The following is a 23,712-nucleotide window of genomic DNA, read 5'->3' on the forward strand; positions in this document are numbered from 1 at the left end:
CCGGGTGGGTCAGCTCTTGGCGCCCACGTGCAGTGCGACCGCGCTCTTGCCGGGTACGGTCAGCCGGGCCTTGCCGTCGTCGCCGACGGTGACGGTGTTGCCGTCGCAGCTGTCCGGGGCGGCCTTGACGACATTGCAGTACGTGCCGGCGGGCAGCGAGGTGGCGAAGGTCTGCGTCAGGTCGCCGTCGCCGTTGTTGAGGGCCACGAAGCCGGTCCTGCCGCGGCCGAAGGCGAGGGCGCTGCCGCCGTTGTCCCACCAGTCGGTCAGTTCGGCCGAGCCCACCGCGTTGCGGAAGCCGACCAGCCCGGTGATCGCCTGCTGGGCGTGCTCGTTGGTCCAGCCGTCGCCGCCGCTGGGCGGGCCGGAGTCCTTGTCGGACCACTCGTAGCCGGAGAAGACGTTGGGTGAGCCGTAGGGCGAGGCGAGCATGAAGACGGCGGCGAGGGTGTGGGTGGCGCCGTCCTTGTAGGTGAGCGTCGAGCCGTTGCGTTCGGTGTCCCAGTTGTCGACGAAGGTCCGGGCCTTGTCGCCGCCGAGCTTGCCGTCCGCGATGGATTTGAGCTGGGCGAGGTTGCCGCCCTGGAAGGCGCTCTTGAGGTGCGCGCCGTAGCGGAATTCATCGACGTCGCCGATGCCGGTGTACTCGTCGGGCCGGACCGCCTCGCCGCCGCCGTAGATCACTTCCTGCACCCAGTAACCGGGGTCGCTCATCTTGCCCTTGATGGCGGCGAGGTCGGTGGCGGAGATGTGCTTGGCGGCGTCCACCCGGAAGCCGTCCACGCCCAGCGACCGCAGGTCGTCGAGGTACCCGGCGATGGTGGTGCGGACCGCGTCGCTGCCGGTGTCCAGGTCGGACAGGCCGACGAGTTCGCAGCTCTGGACGTTGTCCCGGTCGCCGTAGTCGGAGATGTCCTTACGGCAGCCGTGGAAGTCCTGGTCCTGATAGACGCCGGGGTACTGGTACTTGGTGTACTGCGTCCCGCCGGTGCCGGTGCCGGAGCCCGCGGCCATGTGGTTGATGACGGCGTCGGCGACGACCTTGACGCCCGCGGCGTGGCAGGACTTCACCATCGAGGCGAACGCGTCGCGGTCGCCGAGGCGTCCGGCGATCTTGTAGCTGACGGGCTGGTAGGAGGTCCACCACTGGTCGCCCTGGATGTGCTCGGAGGCGGGTGAGACCTCTACGTAGCCGTAGCCGTCCGGGCCCAGCTGGTCGGTGCAGGCCTTGGCGACGTCCGCGAACTTCCACTCGAAGAGCGTGGCGGTGACGGTCTTTTCGCCCGGCGGGGTGGCCTGCGAGGACCAAGGGGCGAACGTGGCGAGGCCGGCCGCGGCCAGTATTCCGGCCAGCGTCCCGCCCAGCACACGGGTACGTTGCTGCATCTTGCGGCTCCTTCGGCATGGGGCACGGCACGGCACACCGCGCCCACGAGAGCAGCCACGCGCCAGGCCGCCATGGGGGGTTGTGCGTCGGAGCCTGCCGTTTCGTTCGTGGACACGTCAAGGTTTCACGCAAGACTTTTCAGCGACTTGCGAAAGGCGCAGGAGAGGGCGGCTCCGGTTCCGCACCGAGAAGTCCAAGCGCGACACGCCAAGAGTCCAAGTGTCGCCCTTGTGTCCCGGGCCGCCCAACCGCCAAGGTCCTGACCGAGGTTCCCGCATGCCCCGCACACCATCCGCTCCCTGGAGGACCGATGAACGAGGCACACCCCCACCACCACGGCTGTTCCGACGAGCCCGGTCCCGCCCACGACCCGGCGCAGGGCCACGACGGCCAAGGCCCGAGCCGCCGTTCGGTCCTGTGGACCGCGGGAGCCGCCGGGGCCGGACTGGGCCTCGGCGCACTCGCCACCGGCAGTGCCGCGGCGGCCACCCCCTCGGGCGCACCCGGCGCGGCGGCCGGCGCCACGACCGGTGCCGCTGCCGCACCCGCGGCCAAGGGCAAGACCATGATCGGGGTGCCCTTCGAGGGGCGCAGCACCGTACGCGTGGGCATCATCGGCCTCGGCAACCGCGGCGGCAGCATGATCGACCTCTTTCTGGCGGTGCCAGGGGTCCGCGTCGTCGCGCTGTGCGACCCGGTGAAGGAGAAGACCGCCAAGGCGGCCAAGAAGGTCACCGACGCCGGGCAGCCCGCGCCCGCCGTCTACACCAAGGGCGAGCACGACTTCGAGAATCTGTGCAAGCGCGGCGACATCGACTTCGTCTACGCGGCGACGCCCTGGGACTGGCACTTCGACATGGCCAGGACAGCGATGCTCAACGGCAAGCACGTCGGTGTGGAGTGCCCGATCGCCCTGCGCCTGGATCAGCTCTGGGAGCTGGTCGACCTCTCCGAACGCACCCGCAGACACTGCATGCAGCTGGAGAACTGCTGTTACGGCAGGAACGAGATGCGGGTGCTGCGGATGGCGCACGCGGGCCTGTTCGGCGACCTCCTGCACGGCGCCGGCGCCTACAACCACGATCTGCGCGGCCTGATGTTCGACCCCGACTACTACGAGGGCCCGTGGCGCCGCCTGTGGCACACCAGGCTGCGCGGCGACCTCTACCCCAACCACGGGTTCGGCCCGGTCGCCAACTACATGGACGTCAACCGCGGCGACCGCGCCGTGCGGATCTCCAGCTTCGGCACCCCCGCGCTGGGCCTGGCCGCGTACCGCAAGGAGCACATGCCGGCCGGCGACCCCAGCTGGAAGGAGTCGTACATCGAGAGCGACCGCACGATCAGCCTCGTGCAGACCGCCAAGGGCAGGGTGATCCGGCTGGAGCACGACGTCTCCACCCCGCACCCCTACAGCCGCATCAACAGCCTCGGCGGCACCAAGGGCGTCTTCGAGGACTATCCCGAGCGGATCTATCTGGAGCCCGACCAGAGCAACGACGAGTGGGGCGACTTCGCGAAGTACGCGGAGTGGGACCACTGGCTCTGGAAGGAGCACGCCAACCCGCCCGGCGGACACGGCGGCATGGACTACATGCTGGTCTTCCGGCTGATGCAGTGCATGCGGATGGGCCTCGTACCGGACTTCGATGTCTACGACGCGGCGACCTGGACCGCGCCGGTGCCGCTGAGCGACCTCTCGATCAAGGCGAAGGGCGCCCCGCAGGAGATCCCGGACTTCACCCGGGGCCTGTGGAAGAAGGCCCGGCCGGGGATGGATTCGGAGAAGCCGGAGGCGTAGCGCCCCTGGTCCGTATCAGACCGGCTCGCGGGACCCGGCACGCGCGCCAGGGCCTGAACGAGCGGCGGGGTGGGTGCGCCGGGGCCCGGCGGAGGGTGCGCCGGGCCCCTGGGGTCACTTCTCGCGGGTGGCCACGGAGCCCTCCGCGGGATGGTCGGCCGCGGGCTCCTCCGCGGCGGCCGGGGGCGGGTCACCGGCGGGCAGGTCGGCCGGCCCGTCGGATTGCGGGGCGGCGGCGGGCAGTTCACCGTTCATGACCGCCTTGGCCGTCACCCGGTCCAGCGCGCCCTCCCACCGTGAGACCACGAAGACCGCGACGCAGTTGCCGAGCAGGTTCGTCGCCACCCGCATCGAGTCCATGATCCGGTCGACGCCGAGCAGCAGGGCCACCGCGGCGGCCGGAATGACGCCCAGCGCGGACGCCGTCGCGGACAGCGCGAGGAACGCCGAACCCGGCACCCCCGCCATGCCCTTGCTGGTCAGCATCAGCACCAGGACCACGGTGATCTGCTGACCGAGCGACAGGTCGACACCGATGGCCTGGGCGATGAAGAGGGTGCCGATGGAGAGATAGATCGAGGCGCCGTCGAGATTGAAGGAGTAGCCGGTCGGCAGCACCAGGCCCACCGCGTCGTCGCGACAGCCCGCGGCCCGCAGTTTCTGCATCATCCGCGGCATCACGGTCTCACTGGAGCCGGTGCCGAGGGCGAGCAGCAGCTCCTCCCGGGTGTAGCGGACGAACTTCCACAGGCTGAGCCCGGTGACGGCCTTCAGCGCGAGCCCCAGCAGGACGACGAAGACCAGCGCGACGCCGTAGCAGACCGCGATCAGCTTGCCGTATGTCGACATCGCGCCCAGGCCGTATTCGCCGACCAGGTGGGCGGTGGCACCGAAGACCGCGAGCGGGGCGAGCTTCATGATGTAGCCGACGATGGTGAACACGACGTCCTGGGCCTGCTCGATCATCGGCAGGATGTGCGGCACCTTCTTCTGCCCGAGGTGCAGCAGGGCGGCGCCCACCAGGCAGGCCAGCACCAGGACTTGGAGCAGCGAGTTCTCGGCGAACGCGCCGACGGCACTGTTCGGCAGCGACTCCAGGACGAACTGGGCGGTGGAGGGCAGCTGCCCACCGCCGGTCTTCGCGTCGACGGCGCCCTTGTCGAGGGACGCGGGGTCGACGTGCATTCCGGCGCCGGGCGCGAAGACATTGCCGGCCAGCAGGCCGACGACGAGCGCGATGCTGGTGGCCACCTCGAACCAGATCAGGGCCTTGACCCCGATCCGGCCGAAGGCCTTGAGGTCGCCGGCCTTGGTGATGCCGGCGACGACGACGCAGAAGACCAGGGGGGCGATCATCGCCTTGATCAGGCGTACGAAGCCATCACCGAGCGGCTGGAGCGACGAGCCCGCCTCGGGCCACAGGCGGCCGACGAGGACACCGAGGACGAGAGCGATGAGCACCTGGGTGAACAGGCTGGTGCGCAGGAAACGCCCTGCGCGGCGGGTGAGGGTTCCGGTGGCGTGCGGCACGGGCACTCCTACATGGACGGATTCTGGCATGCGGAAGAAGACTTCCACGATCCGTCACTATCGCCGCTCGGTGTTCCCCACGAAAGAGCTCGGTGTCACTTCCCGGTAAATCTTGGAGCTTGATCCAAGGCGGCCCGGAACAGGCGTCCCTGTATCCCCCGTCAGACCGGGTAAATGATGAAATGCGGCGACAGATCCGCTTCAGGCCGAAAGGTGCGCCTTGTCGCCCATGAGCACTACGGGATGGCGCGCCGGATCCAGGGCGCGCAGCACCGCGGCCATCCCGGACCGGGAGATGCTGACACAGCCGGAAGTCCCGCTGCCGTGGTCCATGTGCAGCCAGATCCCGCCCCCCTTGGCCTGCCCGTCGGGGCGCGCGGGATCGAGCGGGGACGTCCCCTTGGCGCGGTTGTAGTTGATCGCGACGACGTAGTCGAAGTCATGGCGGGTGCTCTTCGCCCAGTACGAGGGCGGGGTGAACGCCGTCGAATGGGTGTAGGGCAGCTTGGCTCCCGGATCCGCGAGCACACCGCCCGCATCGGTCAGCGTGAACACCCCGACGGGGCTGCGCTTGTCGCCCTCGCGATGGTCCGCGGTCCAGCCGCGGCGGCCGTTGTGCGCCGCCCAACTCCCCTTGCGGTCCCACCCCTTGGCACCCTTGTCGTACAGGACGACGGTCGCGTCGGCGGAGTTCACGCCCTTGCCGTATACGGCGACCACCTGCCGCGACGCGGCCGGGATCCGCGACCGCAGACCGGCGCCGACGCCGGGAACGGCCTTGAGGTGGGTGGTGGGCGCGGGGCCCCGGGCCGGACCGTCCGCCCCCTTCCCGTCCTTCGTGGCCGCCGCACCACCGCCGGCGCCGTCGTCGCTCGCACCGCCGCCGCAACCCGCCAGAAGGACCAGGCCCGCCGCGGCCACGGCCGCCGTCCGCATCGCACTGCCCGCTCGTCGCATGAAGCCCATGGTCGCACCGCCGGGCCGTCGACCGGACGGCGGCCGCCCGTGGCCCGCGCGTCCCGCACGATCGGCCGGAGTTGACCGGCCACGACGGAAAACCGGTTGAAAACGCCCCACCCGACGCGCCAATCTTCCATGACCTGCACCGACGTACGGCGGGGCGACCGGGTGTACCGCCTGCCGGGGCGGCCCGATGCCGACCATCCGGCCCCTGTCGGGCTGCCCGATTCCGCCGCCACACACCGCCGCGCCCCCGCCACCACTCCGCGTCCCGGTCCACCCCCCTCGCTCACCTCAACGCCTTGGGACATCATGCACATTCGCGACCTACCGCATCCCGACCCCGGCACCCCCGACGCCCGTACCGGCGGCCGGCTGCTCCGGTGGCTGTGCACCCAGCAGCTCGGCGGGCAGACCAAGGCCCTGGCCTGGGGCCTGCTGAACACCGGGGCGATGGCCTCGTTCCCGCTGCCGGTGGGCCTGGCCGTACAGGCGGCGGTGGACCGCTCCGGCAGCCGACTGGCCCTGGCCGGCGCTCTCCTGGCACTGCTGGGCGTCCTGCTGACCGTCGGGGACGTCATGGTGCACCGCACCGCCGTCACCAACTGGATCACCTCCGTCGCCCGGCTGCAGCAACTGCTCGCCCGCAAGACCACCGAACTCGGCTCGGCCATGACCCGACGGGTGGCGGCCGGGGAGATCGTCGCCGTGAGCACCGGCGACCTGGAGAAGATCGGCTGGTTCCTCGAGGCGCTCTCCCGCTCCGGCGCCGCCGTGCTGACCTCGGTCGGGGTCTGCGTGGCCCTGGTCCTCTACCAGCCCGCACTCGGCATCGTGATCGCCATCGGGCTCCCTGTCCTCGCCCTGGCCATGCTCCCGCTGCTGCCGCCCGCCACCCGCCGCGCCGACGAACAGCGCGAGCGAGCGGGCCGCGCCACCGAACTCGCCTCCGACACCGTCGCCGGCCTGCGCGTACTGCGCGGCATCGGCGGGGAGGACCTGTTCCTCGACCGCTACCGCAGCGCCTCGCAAGAGGTCCGCAAGGCGGCCGTCCGCAGCGCCCGGATGTGGGCGCTGATCTCCGCCGTCCAGGTCGTGCTCCCGGGGCTGCTGCTGATCGCCGTGGTCTGGTACGGCGTCCGGCTCGCCCAGGACGGCCGGATCGCGATCGGCGAACTCGTCACCGTCTACAGCGCGGTCGCCTTCCTCCTCTACCCGCTCCGGCACTTCGAGGAGCTCGCGATGGCCTACTCCTTCTCCAGGCCATCGGCGAAGCGGGCGGCCCGGGTGCTGGCCCTGACCAGGCCGGCCGGCGGCCGGATCACCGACGCCGGCCCGGCGACCGGCGATCTGCACGACCCGGACAGCGGCCTGACCGCCACGTCCGGCCGGCTGACCGCCGTGGTCTGCGGCGACCCGGACGCCGCGGGCCGGCTCGCCGAGCGCCTCGGCGGCCACCCGGCGCCGGCCGACGGCGCCGAGGACCACGACGCGGGCGACGGACCGCTGTCCGTACGCCTCGGCGGCACCCCGCTGGACGACGTCACCCGGGACGCCGCCCGCACCGTCGTCCTCGTCCAGGACAAGGACCCGGTGCTGCTCTCCGGCACCCTCGGGGAACTCCTCGACGTACCGGCCTCCGGCCGCGTGGGCACGTCACAGGCGCTGGACGCCGCCCAGTGCGTCGATGTGCTGGCCGCCCTGGCACAGGCCTCCGCCGACGACTCCGGCGACCCGATGCGCACCCGCATCACCGAACGCGGCCGGTCGCTCTCCGGCGGCCAGCGCCAGCGGCTGGCCCTCGCCAGGTCGCTGGTCACCGACCCGGAGGTACTGGTCCTCGACGAACCGACCAGCGCCGTCGACTCCCACACCGAAGCCCGCATCGCCGATGGCCTGCGGGAGATCCGGAAGGGCCGCACGACGGTGCTGCTCACCTCCAGCCCGCTGCTGCTGGACCGGGCCGACCACGTGGTCTTCCTCCAGGAGGGCGAGGTCGCCGCCGAGGCCACCCACCGTGAACTGCTGCACAGCCACCCCGCCTACCGCGCCGTCGTCACCCGCGAGACCGACGAGGAGACGGACGGGTTCCACCCCCCGCGGGCCCCCGGCCCGGACGGGCCCGAGCAATCCGCACCGACCGCACCACCCGCACCCTCCGGACCTGCCACGCAGCCCGCGCCGGCCCGACGGACCGACGTGATCGAGGAGACCGCATGATCGGCCTGGCCCCACCGGAACATGATCCGGACGCCCCGCAGACCGCCACCACCCTGCCCGTCGGCTCACCGGCGACCGTCCGCACCTACGTCGGCGGGCTGATCCGCCGTCACCGCCGGGCCTTCACCGTCCTGGTCACGGTGAACGCCGCGGCGGTCCTCGCCTCGATGGCCGGCCCCTATCTGCTCGGCGGGCTCATCGAGGACCTGTCCGCAGGCGTCCGCGATCTCCAACTCGAGCTCACCATCGGCATCTTCGCCCTCGCCCTGGCCGCTCAGACCGTGTTCGTGCGGCTGGTGCGGCTGCGCGGCGCGATGCTCGGCGAACAGATGCTGGCGGACCTGCGCGAGGACTTCCTCGTACGGTCCGTGGCACTGCCACCGAGCGTTCTGGAGCGGGCCGGCACCGGCGATCTGCTCTCGCGGATCACCACCGACATCGACCGGCTCTCCGAGGCGATGCGCGAGGCCGTACCGCAGCTGGCCATCGCCGTGGTCTGGGTGGCGCTGCTGCTCGGCGGGCTCACCGTGACCGCGCCGCCGCTCGCACTGGCCGTCGTCATCGCGCTGCCGGTGCTGATCATCGGCTGCCGCTGGTACTTCAAGCGGGCGCCTGCCGCCTATCGTTCGGAAGCTGCCGGCTACGCCGCGGTGTCCGCCGCACTCACCGAATCCGTCGACGCCGGACGCACCATCGAGGCACACCGGCTGGGCGCCCGGCGCATCGCGCAGTCGGAGCGCCGGATCCGGGAATGGACCCAGTGGGAGCGCTACACCCTCTGGCTCCGCACGGTGCTCTTCCCCGTCATCAACGTGTCCCATGTGCTGCTGCTCGGGGCGGTGCTGCTGCTCGGCGGCGTGTTCGTGCTCCAGGGCTGGCTGACCCCCGGCCGGCTGACGACGGGGGCGCTGCTGGCGCAGATGATGGCCGAACCCATCGGCATGATCCTGCGCTGGTACGACGAGCTGCAGGTGGCGCAGGTGTCGATCGCGCGCCTCGTCGGCGTACGCGAGATCGAACCGGAGGCCGCCGACGAGACGTTGTCGCCGGACGGACGCGAGGTACGTGCCGACGAGGTGCGCTTCGGGTACCGCGCGGGCGTCGACGTCCTGCACGACGTCTCCCTGCACGTCCGGCCGGGCAGCAGGCTCGCCCTGGTCGGGCCGTCCGGCGCCGGGAAGTCGACCCTGGGCCGGCTGCTCGCCGGGATCTACGGGCCGCGCACCGGCACCGTCACCCTCGGCGGCGCCGAACTCTCCGAGATGCCCGCCGAACGGGTCCGCAGCCAGGTGGCGCTGGTCAATCAGGAGCATCACGTCTTCGTGGGCTCGCTGCGCGACAATCTGCTGCTGGCGCGGACGGGCGCCGCGGAGGACGAACTGTGGGCGGCGCTCGGCGCGGTGGACGCCGATGGCTGGGCGCAGGCGCTGGACAGGGGCCTGGACACCGAGGTCGGGTCCGGCGGCCACACCCTGACCCCCGCCCAGGCCCAGCAGATCGCGCTGGCCCGGCTGGTGCTCGCCGACCCGCACACCCTGGTGCTGGACGAGGCGACGTCCCTGCTGGACCCGCGCGCGGCCCGCCATCTGGAACGCTCGCTGGGCAAGGTGCTGGACGGCCGGACGGTCGTGGCGATCGCCCACCGGCTGCACACGGCGCACGATGCGGATCTCATCGCGGTGGTCGAGGAGGGCCGGATCAGCGAACTGGGCAGCCACCACGAACTGGTGGGGGCCGACGGCACCTACGCGGCCCTCTGGCGCTCCTGGCACAGCTGACGGCGGCCGGGTCGATCGGGCGGTCATGGGCCGGTCGATCGGGGCGGCCAGGGGCCGGGTAGGCCGGGACGGCCAGGGGCCGGGACGGCCAGGGGCCGGGACGGCCAGGGGCCGGGACGGCCAGGGGCCGGGACGGCCAGGGGCCGGGACGGCCAGGGGCCGGTCGGCCGGCGGCTCTTGCCGTCGGCCGACCGGCCCAGGAGCGCGGGCCGGCGGCGGAAGCGGAGCGCGGTCAGATGTAGCCGAGGGCGCCCAGCCCGCCGATGCCGCCGAGCAGCATGAACACCGGCATCAGCACCTTCAGTTCCACCCAGCTTCCGGCCCGGAAGCGCATGGCCTTCGGCGGGCCGAGCGGATACCAGCGCTTACGGCCTATCGGGATGGGCCAGAGCACGGGGCAGCCGGAGACGGTCAGCGCGTCGCCGATGTCGTGAACCAGCGCACCGAGTACGACCGGCAGGCCCAACCACAGGTACTGCTGGCCGGGTTCGGCGAACAGCCAGTGCGCGCCGTTCCCCGGCTGGTCGAGGATCCCGGCGAGGATCCACGCCGAGGCCGCGCCCAGCAGCCACACCAGCACATCGCTGGAAACCCGGGCCGCCCGCCACAACAGGCCCTCGATCGCGAGGACCATGTGGACGAAGAGGATGCCGAGCACCGCCCACCGGCCGCCCTGCGTCGCCAGTACCGACATCCCGGCGCCGATCAGCACAGCCCACAGCCAGGTGTGGGTGAGCGTGCGGTGACCGCCGGAACGATGGGTGTCGCCGCGCATCTTGGTCGCCTTGTAGACCGCGTGCGAGATGGTGTCGACCACCTCGCACAGCATCCGCGAAAGCGGCCCGAAGGCACGTGAGATGGTCGCGGACTTGTGGTCAAGGTCGGGTGCGAGCGCCGCCCCGGCACAGATCAGAGCGCCGCAGACGAGCACCGGCCAGGGCATCGAGTGCCCGATGCCGGCCATCGCCGCACCCACCCCCAGCCAGGCCGCCGCCCCGGACAACGAGTGCGCCGGTCCCATCATGGTCGTTCCCCACCCCTGATTCGCTTCATTCGCTCGGCATTCGCGCCGCTGGATCGCTTCGCCCGCGCGCCGCCTCTCGGCTCGCGCGCCGCTGACGCCCGGTCGGCGACTCAGCGTAGCGTCAGATGATCTCCAGTTGACCCGGGGGTGTCCTGACGCCCCGTCTGATCAGGCAGAACGAACTGACGGAGAGGGAACGGCCCGCCGGTCGACCGGCCGACCACCGGGCGCCGACGGAGCGGTCGACGGCTCGACCGCCCGATCGCCCGACGCCACGACGGCCCGACGGCCCGACGGCCCGACCACGGGTGGGGCGGTCAGCCGATCGGTTGCGGGCGGAGGGATCTGCTGACCGGCTGCGGGTGGAGCGGTCAGCCGACCGGCTGCGGGTGGAGCGGTCAGCCGACCGGCGGGCGTCGGGCGGTCAGCGACCGGAGGGCCGTCGAGCGGTCAGCCGACCGGCTGCCATCGGGTGATACGCCGACCGCCAGCCGTCGGGCGGTCAGCCGACCAGCCGCCTTCGGTGGTCAGCTGACCGGCTGCGCGGCCTCTCCACCGGGTCGTGTCCCGGCCGGACGGGCGCGCAGGAGCAGCCGCAGGGGTGCGTAGACGGCCACGGCAACGACGAAGGCGACGTAGTAGGCGAGGTCGGCGCCGTGGAGCGCGGCGGCGACCGGGCCCACGAAGAGGGTCGTGTCCATGAACGGCACAGCCGCGGCGAAGGCGACGACGAAGGCGAGAGGCGCGGGCCACCACGGCTGGGGACGGGCGAACTCGGCCTCGATATCGATCGGCGCACCGCGCCGGGCCCTGGCCCGCATCCGCTCGTCGACGATCACGATGCCCACGAAGGCGGGTATCCAGTAGCCGACGAACAGCAGCAGGTTCTGGAAGCGGGCGGTGGTGTCCGCCGCGTGCATCCACAGCACGAGCAGGAACCCGAGCACGGCGGCAGCCGCGGCGGCGAGCGGCCTGGGGATCCGCACCCCCGCCGCCTGGAGGGCCAGCGATCCGCTGTAGTCGTTCATGGCGTTGCTGCACACGGCTGCGGCCGCGATGGCGAGCAGCCCGAAGGCGCCGAGGACGCCGCCGCCCAGGAGACCGTGCACGCCGGCCGCTGTCTGGTCGGTGAACAGCCGGGCGCCCCACAGGCCCAGTGTCTGCACCCACGCGAAGGAGAGCACCATGCCGAGCGCGGAGTACCAGAACATCCGGGGCCGGGACGTCGTACGGGGCAGATAGCGGCTGAAGTCGGACGCGTACGGCGCCCACGAGATCGACAGGCTCAGCGCGATGGTGCTGGTGAGGATGAACGCCCCGAAGCGGTCGGCGCCGTGCGCGGAGCCCGTCACGGGCAGTGGCACACCGGACAGCAGCTTTGCGCCGATGATCAGGAAGGCGGCTCCCAGCACGAAGGTCATCACGGTCTGGAGCCGGTGCAGGGCCTCGTAGCCGAAGACGCCGACGGCGCCCTGAAGGAAGAGGACCACCAGTGCACCCAGCCAGAACGGCCAGCCGAGGAGCTGCGCCAGCGCTCCGCCGCCGAAGAGACCGATGAGGGCGTCCCAGGCTATGGAGGAGAGCCACTGCAAGATGCCGGGAAGGGCCACACCGCGGCCGAAGGCGAGCCGGGAGAGCGGCAGCTGTCCGGTGCCGGTCCGGCTGCCCCAGGTGCAGAGGTAGGCGGCCGGCAGCGCCCCGACGACCGTGCCGAGGATCATGGCGGTGAAGGCCGTCCAGAAGTCGAGGCCCAGCGAGACGCCCACGGTGCCGGTGAAGACTCCGGTCATGGTGAGGTTGGGAGCGAACCAGACGGTGAAAAGGCGGGCAGGACGGCCGTAGCGGTTGTTTTCGGGCACCGGCTCGATGCCGTGCCGCTCGACCGCCAGATCGCCGGCCCCCGCAGGCATGCGCCCGCTGAAGGTGGATTGCTCGATGGTCATGACTCTCCCGGACATCTACAGATGCGCCTTACCGTAGGCGGGGCTCCCGGACCGGCGGTAACGGGCCCCTGCGGATGATTGGCGTGCACATGCCTTCCTCCTGGCGTGCGCATGGCCCCTCCCCTGCCGGGCCCCTCGGCCTCCGCCGCTCTCCCCCCGAACCGCCGGTTCCCTGATACGGGCCGAAGGCAGGCAGTATGGGGGGCGTGACCCTCATCGATCATTTGCCGAAAGACGCCGACCCCGATGCCCTCTTCGAAGCCTTTTCGAGCTGGGCCGAGCAGCAGGGCATTGCGCTCTACCCTGCCCAGGAGGAGGCGCTGATCGAAGTGGTCTCGGGGGCGAATGTCATCCTGTCGACCCCCACCGGCTCGGGTAAGAGCCTGGTGGCGGCCGGGGCGCATTTCACCGCCCTCGCCAATGACCAGGTCACCTTCTACACCGCCCCCATCAAGGCGCTGGTGTCGGAGAAGTTCTTCGATCTGTGCAAGCTCTTCGGCACCGAGAACGTCGGCATGCTCACCGGTGACGCCTCGGTCAACTCCGACGCCCCGGTCATCTGCTGCACCGCCGAGGTGCTCGCCTCGATCGCGCTGCGCGACGGCAAGCACGCCGACATCGGCCAGGTCGTCATGGACGAGTTCCACTTCTATGCCGAGCCGGACCGCGGCTGGGCCTGGCAGATTCCACTGCTGGAGCTGCCGCAGGCGCAGTTCATCCTGATGTCGGCGACGCTCGGCGACATGTCGCGGTTCGAGGAGGACCTGACCCGTCGCACCGGCAAGCCGACGTCCCTCGTGCGCTCCGCGACACGGCCCGTTCCGCTGTCGTACGAATACCGCACGACGCCGATGACGGAGACCCTCACCGAGCTGCTGGAGACCCACCAGTCGCCCGTCTATATCGTGCATTTCACGCAGGCCGCCGCCGTGGAGCGGGCGCAGGCGCTGATGAGCATCAATATGTGTACGCGCGCCGAGAAGGACCAGATCGCGGACCTCATCGGGAACTTCCGCTTCACCACGAAGTTCGGCCGCAACCTCTCGCGCTATGTCCGCCACGGCATCGGCGTGCACCATGCCGGCATGCTGCCGAAGTACCGTCGGCTCGTCGAGAAGCTGGCGCAGGCGGGCCTGCTGAAGGTCATCTGCGGTACGGACACGCTCGGCGTGGGGGTCAACGTCCCCATCCGTACGGTGCTGTTCACCGCGCTGACGAAGTACGACGGGACGCGGGTGCGGACGCTGCGGGCGCGGGAGTTCCACCAGATCGCGGGCCGCGCCGGCCGGGCGGGCTTCGACACCGCGGGGTTCGTCGTCGCGCAGGCTCCCGAACATGTCGTGGAGAACGAGAAGGCGCTGGCGAAGGCGGGCGACGATCCCAAGAAGCGCCGGAAGGTCGTGCGGAAGAAGGCACCGGAGGGCTTCGTCAATTGGGGCGAGAACACCTTCGAGAAGCTGATCGCTTCCGACCCCGAGGCGCTGACCTCCCGCTTCAGGATCACGCACGCCATGCTGCTGTCCGTGATCGCCCGGCCGGGCAACGCCTTCGAGGCGATGCGCCACCTGCTGGAGGACAACCACGAGCCGCGCCGGAACCAGCTCAAGCACATCCGGCGGGCCATCGCCATCTACCGGTCGCTGCTCGACGGCGGGATCGTGGAGCGGCTGGACGAGCCCGACGCGGAGGGCCGGATCGTGCGGCTCACCGTTGACCTCCAGCAGGACTTCGCGCTCAACCAGCCGCTGTCCACCTTCGCGCTGGCCGCTTTCGACCTCCTCGATCCCGAGTCTCCGTCGTACGCGCTGGACATGGTCTCGGTCGTGGAGTCCACGCTGGACGATCCGCGGCAGATCCTGGCCGCGCAGCAGAACAAAGCGCGGGGCGAGGCGGTCGCCCAGATGAAGGCCGACGGCGTCGAGTACGAGGACCGCATGGAGCGGCTCATGGACGTCGAGTACCCCAAGCCGCTGGAGGAGCTGCTCTTCCACGCCTACAACCTCTACCGCAAGAGCCACCCGTGGGTCGGCGACCACCCGCTGTCGCCCAAGTCGGTCATCCGCGATATGTACGAACGCGCCATGACCTTCACGGAGTTCACGTCCTTCTACGAGCTGGCGCGCACCGAGGGCATCGTGCTGCGCTACCTGGCGAGTGCGTTCAAGGCGCTGGATCACACCGTGCCCGACGATCTGAAGTCCGAGGACTTCCAGGACATCATCGCCTGGCTGGGCGAGATGGTGCGGCAGGTCGACTCCAGCCTGCTGGACGAGTGGGAGCAGCTGGCCAACCCCGAGGTGGAGACGGCCGAGGAGGCCGCCGAGCGGGCGGATCAGGTCCGGCCGGTCACCGCCAACGCGCGGGCGTTCCGGGTGCTGGTGCGCAACGCGATGTTCCGGCGGGTGGAGCTGGCGGCGCTGGACAAGGTCGAGGAGCTCGGCGAGATGGATGCCGAGTCCGGCTGGGACGTGGATGGCTGGGGCGACGCGATGGACGCCTACTGGGAGGAATACGACGAGCTGGGCACCGGTCCGGATGCGCGCGGCCCGAAGCTGCTGCAGATTCAGGAGGATGCCGAGCACGGACTGTGGAAGGTGCGGCAGACTTTCGCCGACCCGAACGGTGATCACGACTGGGGCATCTCCGCGGAGGTGGACCTGGCCGCCTCCGACGAGGAGGGGCGCGCGGTGGTGCGCGTCACCGATGTGGGTCAGCTGTGAGGAGACGGCTTCGACCGAGGCCGCCGACGGATGTGACGGAGGGCCACCGGTCATGACCAATCCCGCCGAGAAGCTGGTCGATCTGCTGGACCTCGAACAGATCGAGGTGAACATCTTCCGGGGCCGCAGTCCGCAGGAGTCCCTGCAGCGGGTGTTCGGAGGACAGGTCGCCGGGCAGGCACTGGTGGCCGCCGGGCGGACCACGGAAGGTGACCGCCCGGTCCACTCGCTGCACGCGTACTTTCTGCGGCCGGGCCGGCCCGGCGTGCCGATCGTGTACCAGGTCGAGCGGGTGCGCGACGGGCGGTCCTTCACCACCCGCCGGGTCGTCGCCGTCCAGCAGGGACGCACGATTTTCAATCTGACCGCTTCCTTTCACAAGCCGGAGCCCGGCTTCGATCACCAGTTGCCGATGCGCCGGGTGGTGCCCGACCCGGAGGATCTGCCGAAGGTCGTGGACGAGGTCCGCGAGCATCTGGGAGGACTGCCCGAGGCGCTGGAGAGGATGGCGCGCCGGCAGCCGTTCGACATCAGGTATGTCGACCGGCTGCGCTGGACGCCGGACGAGATCGAGGACGCGGAGCCGCGCAGCGCCGTATGGATGCGTGCGGTCGGGCCCCTGGGTGACGACCCGCTGGTGCACACCTGCGCGCTGACCTACGCCAGCGATATGACACTGCTGGACGCCGTGCGCATCCCGATCGAGCCCCTGTGGGGTCCGCGTGGATTCGACATGGCTTCGCTCGATCATGCGATGTGGTTCCACCGCCCCTTCCGCGCGGACGAGTGGTTCCTCTACGACCAGGAGTCCCCGATCGCCACCGGCGGCCGGGGCCTGGCCCGCGGGCGGATCTACGACCGGGAGGGCAGGCTGCTGGTCTCCGTCGTCCAGGAGGGGCTGTTCAGGAAGCTCGGCGGCTGACGGCGCCCGCTCACCGGCGGCCGGGCCGAGGGAGTACGCAGCCGGGCCGGTTCGTCGCGGCGGGCCGCTTCGAGGTTGCGGGAGAGATTGACGCGGTACCACAACACCTCGTCGAACTCCTCGGCCGTCAGGACCCGTTCGAAGGATTCCCGGGCTGCGGGGGTCGCCGTGATCACCGAAGCGAAGGTGGGGCGGAGCCCGCGCAGCAGGGAGCGTTCGAGCGGGTCCTCGGCGACCGAGGCCACCTCCTCCGGAGGCAGCACGGCGGCGATCACCGCCGCCTTCTCCCAGCGGTCCGGAGTCTGCCCCATGAGCTGGGCGACCCTGCGGGCACGCCACTGGCGCCCCCGCCAGTCCTGTCCGCCGTCGAGCATCACCCGCATCGCGGCGGGGATGCTGCCCCGCATCAGGTCGGGCTCGCGGTCGGCGAAGTCGGCGACCTCGGCCGCGAGGTAGAGCCACACCACCGCGCCGTAGCGGTTCACGTAGAACCTGGCGGGGCCGAAGCAGCCGGCCCGGGTCAGGCGGAGGAACCTGCCGGGCCCGATGCCCATCACTTCGGCGGCCTCCGTCGTGCCGACGGTGCGGATGCGTTCGCGCAGGGTGTCCGGGAATCCGGCCTCGGCCTGGAGCCGGAGGATTTCTCCGGCCGGGACCCGGCGCGCCCCGAGCTGCCCGGCCCGCCCCGGCCGGTCGTCCCGGCGGGCCGGGACCGTTCGCACTTCTCCGAGCTGGGCGGCGAGCTCGAACTCACCGGTCCGCAGCTCCAGTTCACGCGCCGCCCGGCCCATCATGAGTGTCCGCTGCCCGTCGTCACACAGCGGCATCGCCTCGGCCACGCCTGCCGTACTCACGGTGTCCGCGGTGTCTGCGGTATCTGTGCTGACTGTGCTGACTGACATTCTGTTCCCCCGCCGCTTGGTCGATCACTGACAGTGACGACTTTAGCGGCGGGGTGTGACAGCGCGTCAACCCTCGCCTCAGGCCTGTGGATAACTCTCCGGCTGCCGTGCGGCGACGCCCAGATGTTCCCCGACACGATTGACCAGCAGCGTCATTTCGTAGGCGATCTGCCCCATGTCGGCGTCGGCCCCCGCCAGCACGCACAGGCAGCTGCCGTCGCCCGCCGCCGTCACGAACAACACCCCGTCGTCGAACTCGACCATGGTCTGGCGCACCCGCCCGGCCCTGAAGTGCAGCCCCGAGCCCTTCGCGAGGCTGTGCAGCCCCGAAGCGACCGCGGCGAGGTGCTCGGCGTCCTCACGCTCAAGGTCGTGGCTGGTGCCGGTCACCAGCCCGTCGTTCGACAGCACCAACGCGTGCCGAACCTTCTCCACCCGCTTGGTCAGGTCGTCCAGCAGCCAGTCGAGTCCGCTGCTCAATGCCATGCCGCTTCCTCCCCGTGTCCCCGTCCGCACTTTCGGCCGGGCGGCAGTACGCAGTCCGTCCGCGACTGCCGTGCCAGCCTGTCCCACCTCCGCCGTCACGGCAAGCGGCCCTGCGGCCCGGCGTGCCACGCACCGCCCGATCGCGCCGGGCGGGGAGGATGGCGCCATGGCACGAAAGATGACCAAGGACGAGTGGCGGAAGTTCCTCTCCGAGGGGACCCGCACCGGAAAGCTGTCGACGGTACGGGCCGACGGCAGCCCGCACATCGCCCCCGTGTGGTTCCTCATGGACGGCGACGAGTTGGTGTTCAACACCGGGAAGGACACGGTGAAGGGCCGCAATCTTGCCCGGGACGGCAAGATCGCCCTCTGCGTCGACGACGAGCGGCCACCGTTCGCCTTCGTGGTCGTGGAGGGGTCGGCGGAGATCAGTGAGGATCTCGCCGATGTGCGGCACTGGGCGGCCAGGATCGCGGCCCGTTACATGGGCGAGGACCGCGCGGAGGAATACGGGGAACGCAACGGCGTGCCGGGAGAACTGGTGGTGCGGGTGCGTATCACCAAGGCGGTCGCCATCGCGGAGCTCGCGGGCTGACGACGGACGCCGGGCGGCCCGGCCTCCGCGGGCCCCGCCGCCCGTCATCCCGGTCTCACCCCCGACCTCACCCCGGCGACCTACCGCACCGAATCCAGCTGCCGGGCGGAGTGCATCCGCCCGGCGTGCTCGACCAGCCGGATCAGCACCTCCTTGCCGGAGTCGCGGTCCCGGGCGTCGCAGAGCACGACGGGGGTGCCACGGTCCAGGTCCAGTGCGCGCAGCACCTCGTCCGCGCCGTAGGACCGGGACTCCGTGAAGCAGTTGACGGCGACCAGGAACGGGATGGCGCGGCGCTCGAAGTAGTCCACCGCCGGGAACGAATCCTGCAGGCGCCGGGTGTCGGCCAGTACGACGGCGCCCAGCGCGCCCTCCGACAGGTCGTCCCACAGAAACCAGAAGCGGTCCTGCCCCGGGGTCCCGAACAGGTAGAGGGACAGGCCCTGCCTGATGGTGATGCGGCCGAAATCCATCGCCACCGTGGTGGTGGTCTTGTGGTCCACGCCGTCGGTGTCGTCCGTGCCCTCGCCTGCTTCGCTGAGGCGTTCCTCCGTGCGCAGGGGGCGGATCTCGCTGACCGACCCCACCAGGGTGGTCTTTCCCACCCCGAAGCCGCCCGCCACTAAGATCTTCAGGGCCAACTCGGGGTCAGGGTCCGGGGCTGTGCCCTGCGTGACCCCTTGTGCGGCGTTCATCGGCCGTCTCCTCCAGGGTGCGTGTCCCGTGTGACACGGGGTGTGCGGATTCATGGCTCGGCGAGAGAAGCCGCGGCGGCAGAGCGCCGTCCGGAATCCATGGCGAGGACCGTACCTCCGACCGATCGGGATTACCGCGAATTGAGCAAAGCCGCAAAAGTGCTGTGCCCCGGTAGCCACCCTGTGCCGCAGGAGTGCGGCCGCACCGGTGATCCCTGCGCCGGCCGTCGATGGGGGATCATGAGCGGATGACGCAGCAGCAGTCGCCGGAGCAGCACGGCCTCGGCTCCGGCGCGAACACCTTGGCCGGCGCCGTCGAACGCAACGGCATCAACCCGGTGCCGGAGTCCGAACGGCACGGCACACCCCGGTCGTTGTTCTGGCCCTGGGCCGCCTCGGGGCTCTCCCTGTTGTGCCTCGCGTACGGCAGCTATCTGATGGGGCTGGGACTCAGTCCCTGGCAGGCGGTCGCCGGCGGGGCCGTCGGCTATGTGCTGTCGTTCCTCCTGGTCGGCCTGGTCTCGGTCGCCGGGGCGCGTACGGGCGCGCCCACCATGGCCATCGGCCGGGTGGCGTTCGGGCGGCAGGGCAACAGGCTGCCCGCGCTGTTCGGTTACGTCTCCAATGTGGGCTGGGAGACGGTGCTGGTCGCGCTGTCCTCACTCGGTGGAGCCGCGATCCTGGCGCGGGTCGCGCCCGGCGCGTTCGCCGGGTCCGACGGGGGAAGTCCGACCACGGCCGCGCAGGCGCTGTGCTTCGCCGTGACCGCCGTCTCGGTCGTCGTGGTCGGCGTGTTCGGCCATGCGCTGATCATGCGGGTGCAGAAGTATCTGACCTCGGCGATCGCGCTGATGACCGTGGTGTACATGGTGCTGATGGCTCCTCGCGTCGATCTGTCGGACCTCGGCCACGGCGCGCCGGCGGGCCTTGGCACCTTCGTCGGCGGCGTCGTGTTCGCCATGACCCTTCTGGGGCTGGGGTGGGTCAACTGCGGTGCCGATTACAGCCGTTATCTGCCGCGTACGAGCAGCGGACGGGCGATCACCGGCTGGACGACACTGGGCGGGGTGGCGGCCCCGGTGGTGCTGCTGATTTTCGGGGTACTGCTGACCGCCGGTGACCCGGACCTCGCCGCGGCCGCGGCCGCCGACCCGGTGGGCGCGCTCGCGGCCGAGCTGCCGACGTGGTTCCTGGTGCCGTATCTGCTGACCGCCATCGGGGGCTTCGCCTCCGGCGCGATCATGGACATCTACAGTTCGGGGATGTCCATGCTGGCCCTGGGGGTGCCGGTCCGCCGGCATTTCGCGGTCCTGGTGGACGGCGTGCTGATGGCCGTCGGGGGCTGGTACCTCCTCTTCGTCTCCCCCGATTTCTTCGCGACCTTCCAGGCCTTCCTGTCCGTCATCGGGGTGGCGATGGCCGCCTGGACCGCGGTCTTCCTCGTGGAGCAGTGGCGCCGGCGCCACAGCGGCCTCGATCCGGCGGCCGTGCGGACCTGGGGATGGCCCGCGGTGCTCGCGCTCGCCGTCGGCACCGTGGTGGGACTCGGCCTGATCACCTCTGCCGACCCGTACCTCGCCCACGCGGTGGGATTCCTGCTCACCGACGGCGCGGCGCGGGGCACGCCCGGCGCCATGAACCTGGGAGTCGTGGTGGCACTGCCCGTCGCCGGCCTTCTGTACGCCCTCACCGCCCGGTCGGCCGGGCGCTCCGCCCCCTCCGGCCACCCCGCCACCGACCGCCCCGCCACCCCCGAAGGAGCCCGATGACCGACCACCACGGCGACCGGCCGCACGAGGTGCGCGCGTTCTTCGCGCCGCGCGCCGCCGACTGGGACGCCAAGTTCCCCGACGACGGTCCCGCGTACGCCGCGGGCGTCGCCGAACTGGGCCTTCGTGAAGGGGAGAAGGTGCTGGACGCCGGCTGCGGAACGGGCCGGGCGCTGCCCGCCCTACGAGCGGCCGTCGGGCCGGGCGGCACGGTGCTGGGGGCGGATCTCACCCCCGAGATGCTGGCGGCTGCCGTAGGTGCCGGGCGGGCGCGGCAGGCCGCGCTGCTGCTCGCCGATGTGACCCGGCTGCCGCTGCCCGACGCGGCGCTGGACGCCGTCTTCGCCGCCGGCCTCGTCTCCCATCTGCCGGACTCGGCGGCCGGCCTGGCCGAACTGGCCAGGGTCGTCCGCCCCGGTGGCCGGCTGGCGCTCTTCCACCCCATCGGCCGGGCGGCCCTCGCCGCCCGTAAGGGCCGTCCGCTCACCCCTGGCGACCTCCGGGCGGAACCGAACCTCCGGCCGCTGCTCGCCGGCAGCGGCTGGGATCTGGTGCGCTATGTGGACGAGGACGCCCGCTATCTGGCGCTGGCGGTCCGGCGGGGCTGAGGCCTCACCAACGGGCCGGTGGCGGGTGGTTCAGGTCGCCGCCGGACCGCCGCCCCCGTGCGGTACGGGGCAGCCGCCGGCGCGGCGGGTCGCGGGGAAGGTGCCGAGGTCGGCGACGCGGAACCCGTTCGGATAGCCCTTGATCTCCGGGTTCTGGCGGGCGTAATGCGGGGTGCGGCGCGGGGGCAGCAGCCGTACGGCCCTGGCGCGCATCTTCAGGGCGCCGCGCACCGCGCTGCGGACCGCAGGCCGGGGCGGGTCGTAGCCGAAGGCGGCGATCAGGGAGTCGTCCAGGAGGGCCATGCTCGCGCCGCGCACCACGGGGGCGAGCGGGCCGTACCAGCCGGCCATCAGGTCCAAGGTGGCGTCCGAGACCCGGCGCGCGCCCTCGTCCCAGCCGAAGTGTGCCGCTTCATATGCGTCCAGGCAGTGTGCGAAGTCCTCGTACGTCTCGGGCAATCCGGTGATCCCCATGTGGCTGCCGAGGGTGCGGTAATAGGCGGCGACGGCGCGCGTCTCGTGGGTGCTCAGCCGCCGCCAGCCGTATTGGTCGATCCAGCGTTTGGGCACCACCACGAAGGTGCACAGGACATACCGCATGTCGTCGTTGCTGATGTGGTAGCTGCGGTGCATCTGGTTGATGCGGCGGATCGCCGTCCGGCCGTCCTCCCCGTCGAAGCCGTGCTCGACGACGGCGTCCAGGAGGAGCGCGGTGTCGTCGTAGCGCTTTTGCGTACGGTCCGTCAGCTCGGCGGTCTCGGCGAGCAGCCTGCCGATGCTGGGCACGGCATACGTACGGTAGAGCGCCAGCTCCAGGGCCCGGGTCATGTCCCAGGGGAATTCGTGGGTGGCGGTGATGCGGTAGATCCGCAGAAAGTCCTGTTCCGGATCGAGCCGCCGGATTTCCTTCAGCCAGTCGTAGCGCCGCACCTGGCACCTGTCCCTTCGTTCGTCCCACTTCCAACTCTAGGCACATGGAGGGCACTTGGCGGAGCCTGACAGGCGGCTGGGGGGAGCCTTGTGGCTGGATTGCGGCGTGCGATGGCCGGGGAGGGGAGTGACGCGGCAGCCGGAGGCGTCGGGCCTCCATGAGGGGCGCCGGCCAGGGCGGGCCGCTCCCGCGATCCCGCGCGACGCCGGGGCGAGTGGTGCCGGTCCCGCACCGCACCGGCCGCCGTGGAAAGTCAGGCCGTGGCGCACTGCGGCGAGTACGCGCCGACCCGCGTCGGCCCGCGTCTCGGGGACCGCGGGACCGGCTCCGGCGTCGATCGGCGTGCCGCTGCTCCACGGGCAAACCGCCGCCCCTCCGGGGCCCGGAGTCCTCGTGAACGCGGCCCGGCGGTCCGGGCCGCGTGGGGCATCCGACGGCCCTGGAAACGCATGTGTGCAGGGTAGGGCTGGTGACAAGGCCGTACCGAGCCAATTAAGGTGCGCCGACATACTCCGGAACGGATCGGATGGGGAGGCCCCGCGTGCCCACGACCGAGAGCGCCGACAACGACCAGTTGTTCGTGCTGACGGCGGTGCTGCTGACGCCCGCGCAGTTCCCGAGCGTGCTCGGCGACGACTACCCGGAGGTCTGCGCCGGCCTCGGCCTGGAACCGTACGCGGAAGGCTACGGACTGGTCCTCGGCCAGGACGGCGGCGGCGCGCGGTGGACGGTCGCGACGGATGACGTGACGCTGGTGGCGTGTGCGATCGCCGCCTGGGACTGCGGCATGGAGTACGACCTCTCCCCGGGCGAGCACAGCATCATCGGCGCCCTGCCCGGCTGGCCGCTGGCCCTGGCCGTGTCGGCGCCCGGCGTACCGAAGCCGCACGACCCGGACCCGGAGGACGGGGACCCGGCTCCGCTCGCCCCGCCGGACGCGGCGGAGTGGGGGCCGGCCCAGCGGCGGCTCGGCGCGGACGAGATCGCGATGCAGTGGGAGGCGTGGCGCGAGCAGGTCGACGGCGACGACGAGGTCACCTTCGCCGATCCCGGCACACCACAGCACAAGGGGGTGCGCCGGGTGCTCGACGAGGCGCGCGGCTACGTGGCCACCCCGCCGCCGCCCGGCCGGGTGCGGTCGTCGTTCGCCGCGGGCGAGGCGCGGACGCTGCGGGTCGACGGGCCGGGCTGGAGCTTGGTGGCGCGCACCGACGACATCGCGTTCGTGCTGCTGGACGAGGAGCCCGGCGAGGTGCACCCGGTGGGCCGCGGGCCCGAACTGCCCACCCTCCTGACCTCGCTCGACCAGTTGGCGGTCCGCCCGCTCTGAAAGGCGCGGAGCCTGGTCCGGCAGCGGCTAGTGGCTACGGGCTCACGACCGCAGCCCGCGGGGCATGGCATCCCCACCTGGCCGGCCCACGATCCGCAGGCCGCCGCCCGG

The 23,712-nt window shown here is 71.4% G+C and carries 18 protein-coding genes; 9 read left to right on the forward strand and 9 right to left on the reverse strand.

Annotated features, from left to right (window positions below; translation table 11 throughout):
• Window positions 1-9: 9 nt before the first annotated feature.
• Window positions 10-1,386 (reverse strand): alpha-amylase family protein, encoded by a 1,377-nt coding sequence (locus ACIRQ7_RS10995; RefSeq protein WP_404261663.1) that lies wholly within the window; start codon window positions 1,384-1,386, stop codon window positions 10-12.
• A gap of 311 nt (window positions 1,387-1,697) precedes the next feature.
• On the opposite strand from ACIRQ7_RS10995, the gene ACIRQ7_RS11000 reads away from it, so the two are divergent.
• A complete protein-coding gene (locus ACIRQ7_RS11000; protein WP_404261664.1) occupies window positions 1,698-3,188 on the forward strand; it encodes a Gfo/Idh/MocA family protein in 1,491 nt (496 codons plus the stop codon).
• A gap of 114 nt (window positions 3,189-3,302) precedes the next feature.
• On the opposite strand, the gene ACIRQ7_RS11005 is transcribed toward ACIRQ7_RS11000, so the two are convergent.
• Both ACIRQ7_RS11005 and ACIRQ7_RS11010 read right to left on the reverse strand, forming a co-directional pair.
• The gene (locus tag ACIRQ7_RS11005; protein ID WP_404261665.1) at window positions 3,303-4,718 is read right to left on the reverse strand and encodes a cation:dicarboxylate symporter family transporter; all 1,416 of its coding nucleotides are present in this window, start codon (window positions 4,716-4,718) and stop codon (window positions 3,303-3,305) included.
• 201 nt (window positions 4,719-4,919) lie between these two features.
• A complete protein-coding gene (locus tag ACIRQ7_RS11010) occupies window positions 4,920-5,684 on the reverse strand; it encodes a L,D-transpeptidase family protein (protein WP_404261666.1) in 765 nt (254 codons plus the stop codon).
• 306 nt (window positions 5,685-5,990) lie between these two features.
• On the opposite strand from ACIRQ7_RS11010, the gene ACIRQ7_RS11015 reads away from it, so the two are divergent.
• Together ACIRQ7_RS11015 and ACIRQ7_RS11020 are read left to right on the forward strand one after the other, a co-directional pair.
• Window positions 5,991-7,898, forward strand: coding sequence for an ABC transporter transmembrane domain-containing protein (locus ACIRQ7_RS11015; protein ID WP_404261668.1), 1,908 nt, complete (start codon window positions 5,991-5,993; stop codon window positions 7,896-7,898).
• The gene (locus ACIRQ7_RS11020) at window positions 7,895-9,676 is read left to right on the forward strand and encodes an ABC transporter ATP-binding protein (protein ID WP_404261670.1); all 1,782 of its coding nucleotides are present in this window, start codon (window positions 7,895-7,897) and stop codon (window positions 9,674-9,676) included. Before ACIRQ7_RS11015 ends, ACIRQ7_RS11020 begins: the two co-directional genes overlap by 4 nt.
• Window positions 9,677-9,908: 232 nt before the next feature.
• On the opposite strand, the gene ACIRQ7_RS11025 is transcribed toward ACIRQ7_RS11020, so the two are convergent.
• Window positions 9,909-10,700: a metal-dependent hydrolase gene (locus tag ACIRQ7_RS11025; protein WP_404261672.1), complete on the reverse strand. Its 792-nt coding sequence runs from the start codon at window positions 10,698-10,700 to the stop codon at window positions 9,909-9,911.
• A 527-nt stretch (window positions 10,701-11,227) separates the two neighbouring features.
• On the reverse strand, window positions 11,228-12,643 hold the full coding sequence (locus ACIRQ7_RS11030; protein ID WP_404261674.1) for a purine-cytosine permease family protein: 1,416 nt from the start codon (window positions 12,641-12,643) through the stop codon (window positions 11,228-11,230).
• Between the two features lie 206 nt (window positions 12,644-12,849).
• Between ACIRQ7_RS11030 and ACIRQ7_RS11035 the strand changes: the two genes are divergently transcribed.
• Together ACIRQ7_RS11035 and ACIRQ7_RS11040 are read left to right on the forward strand one after the other, a co-directional pair.
• Entirely contained in the window at window positions 12,850-15,363 is a 2,514-nt protein-coding gene (locus tag ACIRQ7_RS11035; RefSeq protein WP_404261676.1) for a DEAD/DEAH box helicase, read from the forward strand.
• 52 nt (window positions 15,364-15,415) lie between these two features.
• The gene (locus tag ACIRQ7_RS11040) at window positions 15,416-16,285 is read left to right on the forward strand and encodes an acyl-CoA thioesterase (protein ID WP_404261678.1); all 870 of its coding nucleotides are present in this window, start codon (window positions 15,416-15,418) and stop codon (window positions 16,283-16,285) included.
• Here ACIRQ7_RS11040 and ACIRQ7_RS11045 read toward each other — a convergent pair.
• Both ACIRQ7_RS11045 and ACIRQ7_RS11050 read right to left on the reverse strand, forming a co-directional pair.
• Complete coding sequence (locus ACIRQ7_RS11045; RefSeq protein WP_404261680.1) at window positions 16,216-17,139, reverse strand: DUF6397 family protein; 924 nt, start codon at window positions 17,137-17,139, stop codon at window positions 16,216-16,218. The genes ACIRQ7_RS11040 and ACIRQ7_RS11045 overlap by 70 nt on opposite strands.
• Window positions 17,140-17,265: 126 nt before the next feature.
• Window positions 17,266-17,673 (reverse strand): roadblock/LC7 domain-containing protein, encoded by a 408-nt coding sequence (locus ACIRQ7_RS11050; RefSeq protein ID WP_401466316.1) that lies wholly within the window; start codon window positions 17,671-17,673, stop codon window positions 17,266-17,268.
• Between the two features lie 166 nt (window positions 17,674-17,839).
• Between ACIRQ7_RS11050 and ACIRQ7_RS11055 the strand changes: the two genes are divergently transcribed.
• Window positions 17,840-18,268: a PPOX class F420-dependent oxidoreductase gene (locus tag ACIRQ7_RS11055; RefSeq protein ID WP_401466319.1), complete on the forward strand. Its 429-nt coding sequence runs from the start codon at window positions 17,840-17,842 to the stop codon at window positions 18,266-18,268.
• 80 nt (window positions 18,269-18,348) lie between these two features.
• On the opposite strand, the gene ACIRQ7_RS11060 is transcribed toward ACIRQ7_RS11055, so the two are convergent.
• Complete coding sequence (locus tag ACIRQ7_RS11060) at window positions 18,349-18,963, reverse strand: GTP-binding protein (RefSeq protein WP_401466321.1); 615 nt, start codon at window positions 18,961-18,963, stop codon at window positions 18,349-18,351.
• A 248-nt stretch (window positions 18,964-19,211) separates the two neighbouring features.
• Here ACIRQ7_RS11060 and ACIRQ7_RS11065 point away from each other — a divergent pair, with 248 nt between their 5' ends.
• Together ACIRQ7_RS11065 and ACIRQ7_RS11070 are read left to right on the forward strand one after the other, a co-directional pair.
• The gene (locus tag ACIRQ7_RS11065; protein ID WP_404261682.1) at window positions 19,212-20,732 is read left to right on the forward strand and encodes a purine-cytosine permease family protein; all 1,521 of its coding nucleotides are present in this window, start codon (window positions 19,212-19,214) and stop codon (window positions 20,730-20,732) included.
• A complete protein-coding gene (locus tag ACIRQ7_RS11070) occupies window positions 20,729-21,340 on the forward strand; it encodes a class I SAM-dependent methyltransferase (RefSeq protein ID WP_404261684.1) in 612 nt (203 codons plus the stop codon). The genes ACIRQ7_RS11065 and ACIRQ7_RS11070 overlap by 4 nt, the downstream gene beginning before the upstream one ends.
• A 30-nt stretch (window positions 21,341-21,370) precedes the next feature.
• Here the strand turns inward: ACIRQ7_RS11070 and ACIRQ7_RS11075 are convergent, their stop codons facing one another.
• A complete protein-coding gene (locus ACIRQ7_RS11075) occupies window positions 21,371-22,270 on the reverse strand; it encodes an oxygenase MpaB family protein (protein ID WP_404261686.1) in 900 nt (299 codons plus the stop codon).
• 542 nt (window positions 22,271-22,812) lie between these two features.
• Between ACIRQ7_RS11075 and ACIRQ7_RS11080 the strand changes: the two genes are divergently transcribed.
• The gene (locus ACIRQ7_RS11080) at window positions 22,813-23,601 is read left to right on the forward strand and encodes a hypothetical protein (protein WP_404261687.1); all 789 of its coding nucleotides are present in this window, start codon (window positions 22,813-22,815) and stop codon (window positions 23,599-23,601) included.
• Window positions 23,602-23,712: the final 111 nt, after the last annotated feature.

Source organism: Streptomyces sp. NPDC101393 (assembly GCF_044767385.1).
Lineage (GTDB): Bacteria > Actinomycetota > Actinomycetes > Streptomycetales > Streptomycetaceae > Streptomyces.

Bases quoted from the DNA above. Each gene is read 5' to 3' on its own strand.
- ACIRQ7_RS10995 (WP_404261663.1), bottom strand. From the start codon at position 1,386: ATGCAGCAACGTACCCGTGTGCTGGGCGGGACGCTGGCCGGAATACTG.
- ACIRQ7_RS11000 (WP_404261664.1), top strand. From the start codon at position 1,698: ATGAACGAGGCACACCCCCACCACCACGGCTGTTCCGACGAGCCCGGT.
- ACIRQ7_RS11010 (WP_404261666.1), bottom strand. From the start codon at position 5,684: ATGGGCTTCATGCGACGAGCGGGCAGTGCGATGCGGACGGCGGCCGTG.
- ACIRQ7_RS11015 (WP_404261668.1), top strand. From the start codon at position 5,991: ATGCACATTCGCGACCTACCGCATCCCGACCCCGGCACCCCCGACGCC.
- ACIRQ7_RS11020 (WP_404261670.1), top strand. From the start codon at position 7,895: ATGATCGGCCTGGCCCCACCGGAACATGATCCGGACGCCCCGCAGACC.
- ACIRQ7_RS11025 (WP_404261672.1), bottom strand. From the start codon at position 10,700: ATGATGGGACCGGCGCACTCGTTGTCCGGGGCGGCGGCCTGGCTGGGG.
- ACIRQ7_RS11030 (WP_404261674.1), bottom strand. From the start codon at position 12,643: ATGACCATCGAGCAATCCACCTTCAGCGGGCGCATGCCTGCGGGGGCC.
- ACIRQ7_RS11040 (WP_404261678.1), top strand. From the start codon at position 15,416: ATGACCAATCCCGCCGAGAAGCTGGTCGATCTGCTGGACCTCGAACAG.
- ACIRQ7_RS11050 (WP_401466316.1), bottom strand. From the start codon at position 17,673: ATGGCATTGAGCAGCGGACTCGACTGGCTGCTGGACGACCTGACCAAG.
- ACIRQ7_RS11055 (WP_401466319.1), top strand. From the start codon at position 17,840: ATGGCACGAAAGATGACCAAGGACGAGTGGCGGAAGTTCCTCTCCGAG.
- ACIRQ7_RS11060 (WP_401466321.1), bottom strand. From the start codon at position 18,963: ATGAACGCCGCACAAGGGGTCACGCAGGGCACAGCCCCGGACCCTGAC.
- ACIRQ7_RS11065 (WP_404261682.1), top strand. From the start codon at position 19,212: ATGACGCAGCAGCAGTCGCCGGAGCAGCACGGCCTCGGCTCCGGCGCG.
- ACIRQ7_RS11070 (WP_404261684.1), top strand. From the start codon at position 20,729: ATGACCGACCACCACGGCGACCGGCCGCACGAGGTGCGCGCGTTCTTC.